Consider the following 12945-nt stretch of genomic DNA (forward strand, 5'->3'; position numbering starts at 1 on the left):
AGGTTCAGGCCGAGCCCAAAGATCGCGAAGATCCAGATCTCGGTGGCGATAGCGTGCCGGACGAAGACCGGGAGCAGGACGACCGCGGCCAGGATGGCCAGCCAGGCTTTGCTCATCGGAGTAGCCGCGCGGCCGAAGACATCAGGCAGCGGTCAGACCTCTTCGCGCGAGCGCTCATCGGATACCGAATAGTCCCTGGGGACGCACCAGGAGCACCGCTGCCATGACGGCGAAGATGACAGCCACCGAGGCTTCGGGCCAGACGAGCGCCACGAGGCTCTGGGCCACGCCGACGAGCAATCCCGCCACGATGGAGCCCAGCAGGTTGCCGAGCCCCGCCAGCGCGACGACGACGAAGGCGATGCCGAGCATGTCCACGCCCATCCAGGGGTTCAGGCCCCGGATCGGCGCGGTCAGGGCGCCGGCGATCCCAGCCAGGACGCAGCCGAGCGCGAAGGCCGCGGTGAAGAGGCGGTGGATGTCGATGCCGAGGAGGGAGACCATCTCCTTGTCCTCGATGCCCGCGCGCATGATGGCGCCGTAGCGCGTCTTCTCGAGGAAGAGCCAGGCGCCGAGCACGAGGAGCGCGGCCGCGAGCATCACGAAGAGGCGGTACTTCGGGTAGAACGTGATGCCGAGGTTGACGCCGCCCCGCAGCAGAGGCGGCGGGAGCTGGCTCATGCCGACGGGGCTCCAGACGATGATGATGCCCTCCGTGATGATGAGCGAGAGCCCGAACGTGAGCAGGAGCTGATAGTCGTGGCCGGCTTTGTACAGCGGCCGGATCCCGCCGTACTCGATCAGCACGCCCAGGAGCCCGACTCCGAGTGGCGCGAGCACGAGGGCCAGCCAGAAGTTGCCGACGAGCTGAATCACCGTATAGAGGAGATACGCGCCGAGGGCGAAGAGAGCGCCGTGGGCGAAGTTCGGGATGTTCAGCACGCCCGTGATGATGCTGAGCCCGATGCCCATCAGGGCATAGAGCATGCCCGTGGCGAGGCCGTTGAGGATCTGGCTGAAAAGAAGCGCTGTGCTCACGTTGCGGAGAGCCCCCGGCGGCGGTCGCGGAGCCGCCGCCGGGGACCCGGGCCAGTCCTAGAGAGAGCCGATATCTTTGCAGGCGGCGTATTCGGCCGGCAGCGGCGTCGAGCCCGTCGCGACGATGTCGGCGAAGTCCATGGGGTTCTTCATCGCGTCCTTCTTCTTGCAGCGCATGAAGAAGTACGGCCGCAGTGTCTGGTGGGTCTTCGCGTCCACGCGCATGCGCCCCACCAGGTCGTCCACCTCGAGGCCTTCGCAGGCCTTGATCACGTCCGGCACCTCGGTGGACTTGGCCTTGTCCATCGCGTGGAGCATCATCCGCGTCATGCCGTAGGCCGCCGCCGGCGCGTAGCCGGGAGGACCGCCGAACTTGGCCTGGTAGTTCTTCACGAACTCTTTCGCCACGGGCGTGTCGGCGGTGTAGTAGAAGTTCGAGCCGACCCACATGTTCTCGCGGATCTCCGGATTGAGCTGCACCAGCTCCTCGACGCCGGAGGACCACGTCAGGATGAGCGGGACTTTCGGGGTCAGCCCGAAGTTGAAGATCTCGCGCGCGCCGGTGACGGCGTCGAGGCCGAAGTTGATCATGACCACCACGTCGGGCTTGTTGGCGGCCGCCTTGGTGACATAGTTGGAGAACTCGCGCTCGCCGAGCGGGTGCCGGTCGGCGCCGACGAACTCGATTCCGTGCCCCTTGCCCACTTCCTTGACGTACTTCTCCACCGACCAGCCGAAGGCGTAGTCGGCGACCAGGAGATGCCAGCGCTTGGCCTTGGGGTTGGCCTGCATGAAGGTGTCCACCACGGTCTTGGCGGCCGTGTAGGGGCTCGCCGCCCACTGGAAGGAGTAGCGGTGGCAGCGCGCGCCCGAGATGTCCTCGGTGCCGCCGCTGAAGTAGTGGAAGACCTTCTTGCGCTTGGCCACCTCCGACACGGCCAATGCGACGCCCGATGACCACGGGCCGATGATGTATTTTGCCCCATCGGAGTCGACGGCTTCCTCGGCGCGCCTCGTCGCGGAGCCGGCCTTGGTCTCGGAGTCTCGGGTGATGTACTTGACGGACTTGCCCTGAACCTTCATCCCGCGCTCGTCGAGGGCCATCTTCATGCCGCGGTCGAGAACGGGACCCACGTCGGAGAAGGCGCCGGTGAAGGGCCAGAGGCCCAGCATGACGACCTCTTTCTGCTGGGCCCGGAGCACGGCCGGGAAGCCGAGCCCCGCCGTCGCGGCGGCACCGCCCAATTTCAGGACATCGCGTCGAGTGAGTTCGCTCATCGTGGGTCCTCCGCGCTGCTGTGGGTTCGAGTTGCTCCCTGTTCCTTCGGTGGTGGGAGAATCGGCCCAAGGCGGCTCCGTGTCAAGTAGGTGCCTTGACAGCCCCGCAAGCCGGGTCTAGATTCGCGGCAACTCGCAGCAACTGACGCCGGCTCCCACCGCGCCGATAGGGAGGTCTACATGTCACGTGCCCGCGCCGGGCTGTACCGGCTCGCCATCGCCGTCCTCACCGCCACCACGCTTACCTCGCCCGCCGTGGCCGCCGATACGCTCAACGCCTACTCGATCTGGCCGGAGAACTGGGCGCGGCCCATGCTCCAGGAGTTCGAGCAGGCGACGGGGATCAAGGTGAACTTCGTGCGCTTCTCTTCTGGTGAGGCGCTGGCCCGCGTCATCGCCGAGAAGGGCAACCCGCAGGTGGACGTGCTCTTCGGCGGCCCCGTCGAGACCTTCGCCGCCGGCATCAAGGAGGGCATCTTCGAGCCCTACAAGCCCCCTTCGTTCGGCTCCCTGCCCGCCCGCTTCAAGCAGGGGGAGGGCTACTGGGTCGCCATTGCCGACGACCCGCTCGTCTTCATGACGAACGCAAAGTTCCTCAAGGAGGCGAGCCTCAAGCCGCCGGCGTCGTGGGAGGACCTGCTGAACCCCGCCTACAAGGGCATGCTCCAGATGGCGGACGCGCGCACCTCGGGCACGGCGGTGACGCGCATCTTCTCCATCATCGAGGTCAACGGGCGGAACGAGGACAAAGCCTTCGACTACATGAAGAAGCTCCGGCGCAACGTGCAGGTCTACACGAAGAGCGGCGGCGGCGGGACGCTGCCGGTGGGCCTCGGCCAGGCGGGCGGCGGCATCTTCTTCATCGTGGACGCGCTCGACACCAAGGCCAAGGGGTACGACGTCGTCATCAGCTTCCCGCGCGAGGGCATCGGCACCTCGGCCGAGGCCATCGCGCTCCTCAAGGGCGCGAAGCACCCCGAGCTCGGCAAGAAGCTGATCGACTGGGCCACCAGCCCCGCCATGCAGAGCCTCTTCGCCAAGCACAAGATCAACTTCGTGCCGGCGAGCCCCGAGGTCAAGGTCGAGCCCTCCCTGGCGGAGGTGCTCAAGGGCGCCAAGATCTTCCCCATCGATGACGCCTACGCCGGCGCCAACCGCAAGCGCGTCGTGGACCGCTGGATCAGCGAGGTCCTGAACGCGAAGGAATGACGGCCGCCGTGAGGCGGCTCGGGCGCGACCCCGCTCTCCTGGTGACGGTCCTCGTTCTCTGGGCGCTGCTCGGGCTCTTCGTCCTCTTCCCCCTGGCGCGCCTCTCCTGGCTTGCCTTCTTCGAAGGCGGCCGCCTCTCGCTCGGCCACGTTTGGAGCGTGCTCGGCGACCCCAACCACCGCCAGGCCTTCGCCAACAGCCTGCTGCTGGCGGCGCTGGTGGGCGTGGGCGGCACGGCGCTGGGCTTCCTCTTCGCCTACACCGCCGCGCGCGCGGGGCTCGGGCGCTGGTGGCTCGCGGCGCTCGACGCCGCCACGCTCCTGCCGCTCGTCTCACCGCCCTTCACGACGGCCATCGCCATGATCTTCTCCTTCGGGCCGCGCGGCCTCATCACCTATCACCTGCTCGGGATCAAGGGGGCGACCGCCTACGGGCTCCACACCACGCTCTTCGCGGAAACGCTGACCTACTTCCCCATCGCGTATCTCACGCTCCGGCCGATTCTCGCGGCGATTGACCCGAACGTGGAAGACATGGCGTTCTCCCTCGGGTCTTCGCGGTGGCGGGTTTTCAGGACGGTGACGCTGCCGCTGGCGGTGCCGGGTTTCGCCAATGCGTTCCTTTTGCTTTTCGCCGCCTCGCTGGCGGATTTCGCTACGCCGCTGATCCTGGCGGGCAACAGCTTCCCCGTGCTGCCGACGCAGGCGTATCTCCAGATCACGGGGCTCTTCGACTTCAGGGGCGGCGCCGTGCTGTCCTTTGCGCTCCTCGTGCCGGCGGCGGCCGTGTATCTCCTCCAGCGCTACTGGGTCGGCCGCGGCGCCTACGTCACGGTCACGGGCAAGGCCGGGCCCGCGACGGTCATCAAGAGCGTGGCGCCGTGGGCGCGGCGGCTCCTGCTCGCGGCGTGCGCGGCGGTGGCCGTGGTCATCGGCTACTTCTACGCGCTCCTCTTCTACGCTTCCGTGGTCATGGCCTTCGGCGCCAACCACGCGCTCACGTGGCGGCACTACCACGTGATCTTCACGGAAGGGCTCAAGGCCATCCACGACACGCTCATCATCGCGGGCGTGGGCATGCCGCTGGGCGGACTCTTCGGCGTCCTCGTGGGGTACCTCGTCGCGCGGCGGCGCTTCCCCGGGCGGCGGGCCATGGAGTTGGTCTCGATGATCAACTACGCCCTGCCCGGCACCATCGTCGGCATCGCGTACCTGATCGCGTTCAACAGCCCCCCGCTGGCGCTCACGGGCACGGCGCTCATCATCGTCGCCTGCTACGTCTTCCGCTACAGCCCGACGGGCATCCGCGCGACGGTGGCGCTCCTCCAGCAGATCGATCCCAGCATCGAGGAGGCCTCGCAGGGGCTGGGGGCGCGCAGCGGCATGACCTTCAGGCGCGTCACCCTGCCGCTCATCCTGCCCGCCTTCTTCGCGGGGCTCGGCGTCGTCTTCATCCGCTCGATGACCGCGATCAGCGCGACCATCTTCCTGGTGTCCATCAACTGGACGCTCATCACCGTGCGCATCCTCGAGAACATGACGGAGCTCTCGCTCGGCCCCGCCGCGGCCTTCTCCGTGCTGGTCGTCGCCATCGTCTTCGTGGTGATGGCGGCAATCTCCTGGGCGCTCCGGCGGCTCCGGTCTGCGGGCAGTCTCCAGGTCACGAGCTTCCTCGGTGGCTAGCCCCTCCCCCGTCGCGATCCGGCTCGAGGGCGTCTCCAAGCGCTTCGACCACCGCGTCAAGGGCCTAGTCTACGCCGTCCGCGACGTGAGCCTGGACGTGCGTCCGGGAGAGCTGCTGACCCTTCTCGGCCCCTCCGGGTGCGGCAAGACCACGACGCTCAGGATGATCGCGGGCTTCCAGGAACCCGACGCCGGGCGCGTGTGGATCGGCGGCCAGGACGTGACGGGCCTCATGGCCAACCAGCGGAACATCGGCTTCGTCTTCCAGAGCTACGCGCTCTTCCCCCATCTCACCGTCTTCGAGAACGTCGCCTACGGCCTGCGCGTCCAGCGGCACGCCGAGCGCGAGATCGCCCGCGCGGTCGGCGAGGTGCTGGACCTCGTCGGGCTCGCCGGCTACGACCGCCAGATGCCTCACCAGCTCTCGGGCGGCGAGCAGCAGCGGGTGGCGCTGGCTCGGGCCATCGTCGTGAGACCCCGGGTCCTGCTCTTCGACGAGCCGCTGTCGAACCTCGACGCGCGGCTCCGCATTCAGATGCGCGGCGAGATCCAGCGACTCCAGAAGACGCTCGGCATCACGGCGGTCTACGTCACCCACGACCAGGAGGAGGCCATGGCGATCTCCGACCGGATCGCCGTCATGCACCAGGGCGTCATCGTCCAGGAGGGCAGCGCAGAGACGCTCTACCACCGTCCCGCCTCGGAGTTCGTGGCCCAGTTCATCGGCAGGACGAACCTCCTGCGCGGTCGCGTGACGGCCGCGGGAGACGCCGGGGTCGAGGTCGAGGTCGAGGGCCACAGGTTCAGTGTGGCGGCGGATGGCCCGCGGCCCGCCGTCGGCGCGTCCGTCACGCTCGTGCTTCGTCCCGAGTCGATCGCCATATCCACCGCCGGGGCCGGCCTGAGAGGGACGGTCGTGTCACGCACTTTCCTCGGTGAGAAGGTCGAGTACCACGTGCGCGTGGGCGGCGAGACCCTGCACGTGACGGACTACGGCGCGGGCGGTTCCCGGCTCCTCGCCCCGGGCGGGGCCGTCACCCTCGACGTGCCCGCGACCGGCGTCTGGATTCTCGAGGGCGGAGCGTGATCCTCATCGCCCTCCTGGCGCTCCCGCTGCTGGCCCAGCTCTTGGCCCAAGCCGAAACCGTTCATGGCGGCGATTCGGTGTTTCTCTCTCCCGGCATCGGCATCGCCTGGGGCGTGCTCCGTGCGCCGACTGAGGAGGAGACCGTCGTCGTCACCCGCATCAGCAATCCGATGGCGCGCTACGCGTACCTCCGCGCGGAAGGCGTGAACCCCTTTACCGGGCGGCGCACCGCGGTCGTCGAGGGCGTGCCGCTCGGGGCGCGGGCCGACGTCAAGAGCCCCCGCGCGGGCTTCGCGGACTTTCCCCGCCGCGAGTTCCACCTCTTTGCTACCGAGGCTGAATGGCGCGCCCGGAAGCCCGCGCTCACCGTGTATTATCTCGGTGTGCCGGACACCACGCCCGAGTTCACGTCCCAGGCCGCGCTGGATGCTTACCTGGCAGGCACCCAGCCCCCGGCCCGCTGAAGCCATGGAGGCTCGCGTCATGTCAGTCCGGGTCGAGCAGAACGGGGCTGTGGGCATTGTCATCATCGACCGCCCCGAGAGAAAGAACGCCGTGGACGGGCACACCGCCCGCGCCCTGGCCGAGGCCTTTCGAGCGGTGGAGGCCGATCCCGCCACGCGCGCGGCCGTGCTCTGGGGAGCGGGCGGTACCTTCTGCGCGGGCGCCGATCTCAAGGTCCTCGGCAGCGAGGGCAGCCGGATCAAGCCGACGGGCGACGGCCCGATGGGCCCGACGCGCATGCTGCTCTCCAAGCCCGTCATCGCCGCGGTCTCCGGCTACGCCGTCGCGGGCGGCATCGAGCTGGCGCTCTGGTGCGATCTCCGCGTGATGGAGGAGACGGCGACCTTCGGCGTCTTCTGCCGGCGCTGGGGCGTGCCGCTCGTGGATGGCGGGACGATCAGGCTCGCGCGGCTGATCGGCATGAGCCGCGCGCTCGACCTGGTCCTGACCGGCAGACCGGTGGGAGCGGCCGAGGCCGAGCGCATCGGCCTTGCCAACCGCGTCGTGCCTGAGGGACAAGCGCGTGAGGCGGCCGAGGCGCTCGCGCAGGAGATCGCCGCTTTCCCGCCCAACTGCGTCATAAGTGACCGCCGCTCCGTCTACGAAACCTTCGGGATGGACCTCGGAGCCGCCCTCGCGCGGGAGTTCGAGCTGGGCAAGGCCACCATCGACTCGGGAGAGAGCTTCGAAGGCGCAGCACGCTTCGCCGGTGGCGCGGGGCGTCACGGCGCCCCGGCGTCCTGAGAGGAGGCGCGAGCATGCCACAACGGCTGCTTCGCTACCGGACGACGTCCTTCGTGGGTTTCGTCGGGATATTCCTGTTCGCCGTGATCGCGCTCGCGCGCCTGCCCGCGCTCGGCCCGGCCGAGACGCCGGTGCACGCCCTCGCCTGGATCGGGGTGGTGGCCGCGGCCATCATCATGGGCCGGGCCTGGTGGAGCATGGCCCCGGAAGTCTTCGGCGGCCGGATGCCTCTCTTCCCTTTCGTTCTCCTCGTCCTCTTCGTCGCCTGGGTGTGGATCTGGTTCGCGATCGTCCTCGTCAAATGCGAGGGCTCGCCCAAGACCTGCGGACCTTGGCGCCTGGCGCTCGACGTCGGAGCGTTCGCCATGTATGCGACCCTGGCCTGGGTCGTGTGGTGGCGCACGCGACGGTGGTTGGTCGCCGCGCTCGTGCTGCTCGGCAGCATCGGGGCGCGTTTGCCCATCCACGTCCCCGGCCTGCCGCCCTGGGTCCGGCCGCTCGGGATCATCGTGCTCTCGTGGGGGCTGATCCTTGCCCTGGTCGCGCTCTTCAGCTCGGCCGCGAAGGCCCGCGCGGAGCCCGGGTCGCATACCCTGTTCGCGGCGGGATGGTTCCGCGTCGTGCTCATCCTCGCGGCGCTCGGGACGCTCCTCATCCTGAGCGTGCCCTACCTGCTCAGCTGGCTCACCCCCTAAGCCCGGGCGGAGGCTTCATGCTCCTCGAACACGAAGGCCGGCGTCCAAGCATTCACGCGAGCGCCTACGTCGCCCCCAACGCGACGGTGTCGGGCGACGTGACGATCGGGCCGGAGTGCCGCATCCTCTTCGGTGCGGTGCTGACCGCCGAGGGCGGCCCCGTGATCCTGGGCTCGCGCTGCGTCGTGATGGAGCAGGCGGTCCTGCGCGGCACGAAGACCCATCCGCTCCGGCTCGGCGACCACGTCCTGGTCGGCCCCCACGCGCATCTCTCGGGCTGCACCGTCGAGGACAATGTGTTCGTCGCCACCGGCGCCTCCGTCTTCAACGGCGCACGGATCGGCGCGCGGAGCACGGTCCGCATCAACGGGGTCGTCCACATCAAGACAGTCCTCGCCCCCGACACCGTCGTGCCCATCGGCTGGGTTGCCGTGGGCGACCCGGCGCGGATCCTCCCGCCCAACGCGCACGACGAGATCTGGGCCGTACAGGGGCCGCTGAACTTTTCGAAGACCGTCTTCGGACTCGATCCCGCGCCGGCCGGACAGAGCAACATGCCGGAGCGGATGCGCCGCTACGCGGCAGCCCTCGGCCGCCACCTTCACGATCGAATCCTCGATCGCCAAGGCTCCCCCGACTTCTAGCGGGTGAGGAGGCGGCGGAACCCTTCGAGCTCGGCGCGCGAGACCTCGGGGCGCCGACCCAGCTCGGCCAGCACCTCGTCGGCGCGGCGCTCGAGGTGCGTGGACAGGCGCGAGAACACCTTGAGCACGTGCAGCCCTTCGCTCGTGGCCTTGGACTTCGCGATCGAGCCGGCGAACGTGGCGACCATCGCGCTGTCCAGCTGCGCGTAGACCTCCATGGAGGTGGCGAGCGCCGGCCGGCCGTTGAGACCCGGGCCGTCGGCGTAGCGGAGGAGGATCACGACTTGGCCGCGGATGTCGGGCAGTACGCTCTGCTCGTAGCGCCCGCGCGCGTAGACGACGCGCAGGCCGCCGTCGCCGTGGAACGGCGTGATGAGCCCCGTGACGCCCCACCCGTCGTCGAGGTTCAGGCCGTCGGCGGTACGCCAGATGCGGTAGCGCGCCAGCTTCAGCGCCCGCGTCACCTGCGTGGCGAACTCCGGGTGGTCGAGCAGGTAGTCGAAGACGTCGAGGCGCAGGGGGTACGGCTCGATCTCGACGCGCGCCGAAACCGTCGCCTTCGCCAGCACCTTTTCGATGCGCGCCAGCTCGGCGGGCGGCACGCCCGACGGAAGCGCGGGCGCGCCCTCCCCCCCGGCGCCGAGAGCGGGCCGGAGGAGAGCGCCCGCGAACAACAGGAGGGCGCAGGAGAGCGCGCGGGCCGGGCGCCTGGGCCTAGAAGGTGCCGAGAACGGGACCACCGCCTCCGGGCGCCTGCGCATTGCTGTCGCTCCAGGTGATGACAACCTCGAAGGTGGTGGGCGTGGGCCCCTGCTCGACGATGATGTAGACGAGGTTCGCCAACACCGCGTTGTTGTTCACGCCGACCACGGCGCCGATGCCGTGACGCAGGTTGAGGCTCTTGGCGACGTACTTGTCCCACACGTCGCCGCGCGACTCCTGGAAGGCCATGAGCGGGATCCCCAGCTGCATCACCGGGACCCGGGTCGTGCCGCACGCCGCCGTGTACGGCTGGTAGAGCGTCAGCGGCGTCGTGCCCTTGAGCACGACGTGGTTCACGGCCTGCGGGCTCTCCCGGCCGTTGGGCTTGACGATCCAGATGCTGCGCTCGCCTGGCCTGCCGTCCCAGCGGACTTCGTCCCAGTATGAGTTGACGCCGCCGCGGGCGATTTGGGCCCGGATGGCGACGCCACCCCAGGCGCGCGCGATGCTGTCGGGCACGGCGTTGAGGGGGCGGTGGGTCACGTTCATTCCGCGGTCTCCGCTGCCCTGGTCCAGCAGCGCCGCGAGCCGCTGGAAGCCGGGCCCCGTGGCGCCGTCATCCAGCTCGCCCCGGCTGAGAAAGGACATCATCGCCTGGTCGAAGATGCTCGCGACCTTCAGCCGGTACTCCACGGCCCCTGCGGGCGTCTCCAGCGCAAGCACCGCGAGCAAGCACACGGCGACGACCGCCAACCTGCGTCCGAACGTGTCCATCGAGCCTCCTGGCGAGAGATGTGCCACGCTCCAAGGATTATCCCACCCGGAGGCCGGGGGAGCGAGCGAATGCGGCGCGCCACGCCTCAGGCGTGGAGGTCTTCGCGAGTCGTGGGCGCGGCAGAGCCCACCCGGTCCCACTGCTTCCGCAGCAGGAACTGGTAGAGCCCGATCGAGCCGCTCTCGAAGGCCATCGACGAGCACGCGAGGTAGAGCAGCCAGGTCCGGTAGGTGCGCTCGCCCGCGATCGCGCGGGCTTCGTCGGCACGGGCCTGGAGGCGCTCGACCCACTGGCGGCAGGTGCGCGCGTAGTGCAGGCGCAGGTTCTCGACGTCGAGCACTTCCCAGCGGGCGCGCTCCATCTCGGTCATGGTCTCCGAAACGCCGGAGAGATCGCCGTTGGGGAAGACCTGCTCGTAGAGGAAGTCGGTGTGGCTGGTCTGCTTCCAGTGGAACTCGTGGTGGATGCCGTGATTGAGGTAGAGGCCGCCGTCGTTGAGCATCTCGCGGACGCGGTCGAAGAAAACCGGGTAGTTCGGGACCCCGACGTGCTCGATGACACCGATCGCCGCGATCTTGTCGTACCGGGCGCCCGCCGGCAGGTCGCGCAGATCCCGGTACTCGACGAGACAGCGCCCCTCGAGGCCTTCCCGCTTGATGCGGGCGGCGGCCCATTCGGCCTGGGCCCGCGAGAGCGTTACCCCGTGCGCTGTGACGCCGTAGTGCTCCGCCGCCCAGATGGAGAGGCCGCCCCAGCCGCAGCCGATGTCGAGGAGGGTCTCACCCGGCTTGAGGTGAAGCTTGCGGCAGACGAGGTCCACCTTGTCCCGCTGCGCCTCCTCGAGCTTGCCGTCCGGCTCGCGGTAGTAGGCGCAGGTGTAGAGCATGAGCGGGTCGAGGAAGAGGGTATAGAAATCGTTCGAGATGTCGTAGTGGTGCGCGATGGCCTGGGCGTCCCGTGGCCGTGATCCCTGTGTCATGATCCCGCCTCCTTCATGCCGAATATCCCGTCGAAGACGATGCGTCGCCTCGCCAGCCCCAGCCCGAGGATGATCCGAACCGCGAGTCGCGCCACGGCCTCCGGCAGCCGCTCCAGCTGGCGCTCCAGCCAGCCGGGCTCCCCGGGCCCGTACAGCGCGGCGACCTGCTGCGCGTAGCTGTCGAGCGGGGTGCCGCCGTGGAGGAACCCCCGCGCCGCCTCCGCGGCGAGGATGCCGCTCCGGATGGCCGGGCCGATGCCCTCGCCCGAGAGATCACGGGCGAGCCCCGCCGCGTCTCCCACCAGCACGAAGCGCGCGCCCGACAGCCTGCGCGGCGCCCGGCGGCGCACGACGTAGGCGTGCCCCTTGAAGGGCTCTATGGGCATTGCATCCGGCAGCCTTCCGGAGGCGCGCAGCGCGGCCACCAGCGCTTCGCGCCTGCGCGGCAGGCTGCCGTCACCGCCCCCCGTGCAGCCGATGCCGATGTTGACGACGTCCCCCTTGGGAAAGTACCAGCCGTAGCCTCGAAGGTCGGGCTCGACGTAGAGCTCGGGCGCGCGCATGAAAACTCCGAGGCGCTCCACCCACTCGGGCGGAAGCCGCGTCTCGCTCTCCTGGGCCACCACCACCTCCTCGCGCCCCGAGACCTCGCCCAGGGCCCGCGCGACGGGACAACGATGGCCGCCCGCGCCGATCACGAGCGGCGCCTCGAAGCGGCCGCGGTCGGTCAGGACGGTGACGCCGTCCGGGCCCTGCTCGACCTCGGTCACGCGAATGCCCCAGCGGACGTCGGCGCCGGCGGCGGCCGCGCGCTCGAGGAGGTAGAGGTCGAACTCGCGACGGATGATGCCGTAGCTGGCGGGCGTCCGCCAGCCCGTCTCGTGCCGCGCCCCCTCGAACTCGAGGACGCACGCGTCGAACGGCTGGATGGTCAGCGGGTACTTGTCGGGGTCGACCTCGAGGTCACGGAGCGCCTCGGGGGTCACCCACCCCGCGCAGATCTTCACCCGCGGGAACACCGCGGCGTCGAGCACGAGGGGACGCAGCCCCGCCTTCGCGAGCCGCCAGGCGGCCGTGCTGCCTCCCGGGCCGCCTCCGACGACGATGACATCGAAGGCGGACGCGCGGTGGCTCACGACTTCAACCCTTCCCATCAGCCCTTCCCATCAGCCCTTCCCCTCAGCCCTTCCCCTCAGCCCTTCCCATCAGCCCTTCCACAGCGAGAGCAGAAGCCGGAGCTTCAGGAATAGCGGGACGCGGAGCTCCTCGACTTCGAACGCGACAGGCATGATCGCGAAGATATCGCCCTCGAAATCGACGGCGCTGTTCACGTAGGCGAGGGCGAAGTCGTAGGGCTTCGGGTGGAGGATCAGGTGCAGGAAGGTCTCCGCCGACTTGATGACCACGGCGCAGAGGGGCTTGTCGCCGGCAAGCCGTACCTCGCTACCGTCCCACAGCCTGAAGGTCACCGGCGCCTGGATGCGGCCGAAGACCTCCCGCAGGATGGCGGCCGCGCGAGCCGGGGTCGGGCTTGGGAGAAATCGCGCGATCATGGGTCCCTCCGGAGCCTTTCTAGCGGGGCGCGGAGCCGTTGTCAAGCGGGACTCC

14 protein-coding genes are annotated in these 12945 nt (G+C 69.3%); 7 read left to right on the forward strand and 7 right to left on the reverse strand.

Features of this window, described 5'->3' with window-relative positions:
* Positions 1-174 precede the first annotated feature (174 nt).
* Both VGV06_07215 and VGV06_07220 read right to left on the reverse strand, forming a co-directional pair.
* Positions 175-1038: a branched-chain amino acid ABC transporter permease gene (locus tag VGV06_07215; protein HEV2054944.1), complete on the reverse strand. Its 864-nt coding sequence runs from the start codon at positions 1036-1038 to the stop codon at positions 175-177.
* Positions 1039-1095: 57 nt separating this feature from the next.
* Complete coding sequence (locus VGV06_07220; GenBank protein ID HEV2054945.1) at positions 1096-2316, reverse strand: ABC transporter substrate-binding protein; 1221 nt, start codon at positions 2314-2316, stop codon at positions 1096-1098.
* A gap of 180 nt (positions 2317-2496) precedes the next feature.
* On the opposite strand from VGV06_07220, the gene VGV06_07225 reads away from it, so the two are divergent.
* Genes VGV06_07225 through VGV06_07255 form a run of 7 tightly spaced genes read left to right on the forward strand, consistent with a single transcriptional unit; the run spans position 2497 to position 8881 of the window.
* On the forward strand, positions 2497-3525 hold the full coding sequence (locus VGV06_07225; protein HEV2054946.1) for an ABC transporter substrate-binding protein: 1029 nt from the start codon (positions 2497-2499) through the stop codon (positions 3523-3525).
* The gene (locus tag VGV06_07230; GenBank protein HEV2054947.1) at positions 3522-5207 is read left to right on the forward strand and encodes an iron ABC transporter permease; all 1686 of its coding nucleotides are present in this window, start codon (positions 3522-3524) and stop codon (positions 5205-5207) included. The genes VGV06_07225 and VGV06_07230 overlap by 4 nt, the downstream gene beginning before the upstream one ends.
* The gene (locus tag VGV06_07235; protein ID HEV2054948.1) at positions 5200-6294 is read left to right on the forward strand and encodes an ABC transporter ATP-binding protein; all 1095 of its coding nucleotides are present in this window, start codon (positions 5200-5202) and stop codon (positions 6292-6294) included. The genes VGV06_07230 and VGV06_07235 overlap by 8 nt, the downstream gene beginning before the upstream one ends.
* Positions 6291-6758 (forward strand): hypothetical protein, encoded by a 468-nt coding sequence (locus tag VGV06_07240; GenBank protein ID HEV2054949.1) that lies wholly within the window; start codon positions 6291-6293, stop codon positions 6756-6758. Before VGV06_07235 ends, VGV06_07240 begins: the two co-directional genes overlap by 4 nt.
* Before the next feature lie 19 nt (positions 6759-6777).
* A complete protein-coding gene (locus VGV06_07245; protein HEV2054950.1) occupies positions 6778-7542 on the forward strand; it encodes a crotonase/enoyl-CoA hydratase family protein in 765 nt (254 codons plus the stop codon).
* A 14-nt stretch (positions 7543-7556) separates the two neighbouring features.
* Positions 7557-8237 (forward strand): hypothetical protein, encoded by a 681-nt coding sequence (locus VGV06_07250; protein ID HEV2054951.1) that lies wholly within the window; start codon positions 7557-7559, stop codon positions 8235-8237.
* Between the two features lie 17 nt (positions 8238-8254).
* Positions 8255-8881, forward strand: a complete 627-nt coding sequence (locus VGV06_07255) for a gamma carbonic anhydrase family protein (GenBank protein ID HEV2054952.1) — start codon at positions 8255-8257, stop codon at positions 8879-8881.
* Here VGV06_07255 and VGV06_07260 read toward each other — a convergent pair.
* The 5 genes from VGV06_07260 to VGV06_07280 all read right to left on the reverse strand — a co-directional run bounded on the left by VGV06_07260 (position 8878) and on the right by VGV06_07280 (position 12890).
* Positions 8878-9642, reverse strand: coding sequence for a hypothetical protein (locus VGV06_07260; protein ID HEV2054953.1), 765 nt, complete (start codon positions 9640-9642; stop codon positions 8878-8880). The two genes, VGV06_07255 and VGV06_07260, sit on opposite strands and share 4 nt — an antisense overlap.
* Positions 9596-10357 carry a hypothetical protein gene (locus VGV06_07265; GenBank protein HEV2054954.1) on the reverse strand — a complete coding sequence of 254 codons (762 nt, stop codon included), beginning with the start codon at positions 10355-10357 and terminating at the stop codon, positions 9596-9598. The genes VGV06_07260 and VGV06_07265 overlap by 47 nt, the downstream gene beginning before the upstream one ends.
* An 86-nt stretch (positions 10358-10443) precedes the next feature.
* Entirely contained in the window at positions 10444-11337 is an 894-nt protein-coding gene (locus VGV06_07270) for a cyclopropane-fatty-acyl-phospholipid synthase family protein (GenBank protein ID HEV2054955.1), read from the reverse strand.
* Entirely contained in the window at positions 11334-12491 is a 1158-nt protein-coding gene (locus tag VGV06_07275; protein HEV2054956.1) for a geranylgeranyl reductase family protein, read from the reverse strand. The genes VGV06_07270 and VGV06_07275 overlap by 4 nt, the downstream gene beginning before the upstream one ends.
* A gap of 51 nt (positions 12492-12542) precedes the next feature.
* Positions 12543-12890, reverse strand: a complete 348-nt coding sequence (locus VGV06_07280; protein ID HEV2054957.1) for a hypothetical protein — start codon at positions 12888-12890, stop codon at positions 12543-12545.
* Between the last annotated feature and the right edge of the window lie 55 nt (positions 12891-12945).

Source organism: Candidatus Methylomirabilota bacterium, assembly GCA_035936835.1.
GTDB lineage: Bacteria > Methylomirabilota > Methylomirabilia > Rokubacteriales > CSP1-6 > AR37.